This window comes from Clostridium tertium, from assembly GCF_902652255.1.
In the GTDB taxonomy this organism is placed as follows: Bacteria; Bacillota; Clostridia; order Clostridiales; family Clostridiaceae; genus Clostridium; species Clostridium tertium_A.
On sequence record NZ_CACRTO010000032.1, the window covers coordinates 1 to 2,244 of the forward strand.

Here is a 2,244-nt window from a genome sequence, read left to right on the forward strand (position 1 = left end):
TCAATTTTATTAAACACATTTGGATAAAACAATTTAACTTTTAATCCACATTCTTTTTCCAAATAAAATTGAGCAGTAAATGCCGCATTATATGATGATCCACTAGCAATGAATATTACTTCCTTTATACTTCCACTTAATTGTTCTAAAGAACTAAAATTAGAAGGATATTGATTTGTTGTCTCGTATATTAATAAAGGTATCCTTTTAATACAATCTAATAAGGTTGTCATAAATAATCATATCCTTTCTTTTTATACTAATCCTACAAAAACAAGTACAAATGATAATACAATAGTGATCAATAATAATTTAGTTGCTTTGAATTTTTTCACTTGAAGTAAATAGAACATCAACAATGTATACAATAATGGTAAAATCATTGGAAATATTTGATCGATATAATCTTGAATAACAAATTCATTGCCAGAAATATTAAATTTTCCTGTTAATGATAAAACTACCATACTAGCTGTCATAGCTCCAATAACCATTAATCCAACAATTGAAGCAGCTTTAGTGATTTTATCTAATATACCATTACTTTTGACATTGCTCATCAAATCTAATCCAAATGAATATCCTATAAAAGTACAATAATATTTAATAATAAAATGTGGAATATTATATACTAATAAAAACAGCAATGCTCCTAGAGGGTTTCCCTGTGAACAAAGTGACAATCCAATACCTGCGGCAACAACTCTTAAGCTCCCCCAGAAAATTGAATCACCTATACCACTTAAGGGACCCATTAATCCTACTTTTACTGAGTTAATTGAACTTTTGTCAAAATTAGGGTTTTGGCTTGCTTCTTTTTCCATAGCAGCTGAAATCCCCATAATTAAAGTTTCAATATGTGGAGTTGCATTAAATACAGCCATATGTCTTTCTAATGCTTCCCCTTGCTCTTCTTTAGTTTTATAAACTTTTTTAATAACTGGCCACATTCCTAAAGAGAAACCTAATCCTTGTTGTCTTTCATAATTATAAGAATGCTCCATAACAAATGATGATAGGAACATCTTCTTTAACATTTTTTTCTCTTCAGAAGAAATATTCGCAAATTTATTCATCAAATAATGCCTCCAATTCTTCATCTTTTATTTCTTCTACATCTTTCTCTCCTTTATTTTTTCCTAATTCAAATACAACAATAAAAGCTAATACTATACCAAAGCAAGTTACTGATAAAACGCTTTGAGCTGCAAATGCTACCATGATAAATCCTAAGAAAAAGTATAGAAAGTTTTTCTTTGTCATCATTGGCTGTAACAATAAAGCAAACCCTACTGCTGGCAACAATCCACCTGAAATATTTAATGCAGTCATAACGTTTTCAGGAATGCTATTTAATGCACTTTCAACTACTGATGACCCAAAATAAATTGTACAAAAACCTACTAGACCATAAATTGTACATTGAAGAATTAATCCAGCCCAGTTTAATAAATGCATTTTTTTAACTTGGACTTCTCTAGCATATTTACATGCCAATCCCATATACCAAGATCTAATGATAAAACATACAATTTTAATTGACTGCCCAAATACTGCAATTGGAAATCCTAAAGCAAATGCTACCTCAGGTCCTTGTCCTGTTATTATAGCTAGAGCAGTCCCTATTCCTGCACCAAGCATTGCATCTGGTGGTACAGCAGCACCAATTTGGATTGAACCCATAAATACAACTTCTAATGTAGCTCCACATTTTGCACCCATCGCAGGGTCTCCTAAAACAATTCCTATTAATGTTCCTACAACAATAGGTCTAAACACCATTGGCGTAGTTAAAATTTTTTCAATAAACCAAACTCCAAAAAGTACTAAGCCAACTAATAAAGCTTGAGTAAACATCCTTACCTCTCCTCTCTTATTTTCTTATCTTTTTGTATGATATAGGCTTGTCTGAAGGAACTTGTCTGCACTCTATTATATATCCCAAATTAATAACTCCATCTAGATTTTTAATATCATCTTCTGTTGCATTAACAGCCTTAATTAATTCCATAGTATTTTCTCTACGCGTCATACCCCCTAAATTAATTAATGGTTTTTCACTTAACTCTTTACATAATCTCAATAAATCTAATGTATTATCCATAACAACTAAAACCTTTAATTTATCTAGTTTAGGATTTCTAAGTAAAACTAGCGCATCATCAACAGATCTTATTGCTAATCTAACGTCAGATGGACAACACATTTTTAAAGCCATTTTTTTCACTTCATCTTTTGATGCAT

General features: G+C 30.7%; 3 protein-coding genes and 1 pseudogene. All 4 read right to left on the reverse strand.

The window, feature by feature from the left end; genetic code table 11:
* Positions 1-233: pseudogene (locus GPX08_RS11925) on the reverse strand (sugar isomerase); the annotation flags it as partial.
* 21 nt (positions 234-254) lie between these two features.
* Positions 255-1,076, reverse strand: a complete 822-nt coding sequence (locus tag GPX08_RS11930; RefSeq protein WP_156627030.1) for a PTS mannose transporter subunit IID — start codon at positions 1,074-1,076, stop codon at positions 255-257.
* Positions 1,069-1,857: a PTS sugar transporter subunit IIC gene (locus GPX08_RS11935; protein ID WP_156627031.1), complete on the reverse strand. Its 789-nt coding sequence runs from the start codon at positions 1,855-1,857 to the stop codon at positions 1,069-1,071. Before GPX08_RS11935 ends, GPX08_RS11930 begins: the two co-directional genes overlap by 8 nt.
* 16 nt (positions 1,858-1,873) lie before the next feature.
* Positions 1,874-2,244 (reverse strand): PTS mannose/fructose/sorbose transporter subunit IIB (locus GPX08_RS11940; RefSeq protein ID WP_156627032.1); only part of this gene is annotated, 371 nt, incomplete at its 5' end.

Coding starts and splice junctions, on each gene's coding strand:
- GPX08_RS11930 (WP_156627030.1), bottom strand. CDS start 1,076: ATGAATAAATTTGCGAATATTTCTTCTGAAGAGAAAAAAATGTTAAAG.
- GPX08_RS11935 (WP_156627031.1), bottom strand. CDS start 1,857: ATGTTTACTCAAGCTTTATTAGTTGGCTTAGTACTTTTTGGAGTTTGG.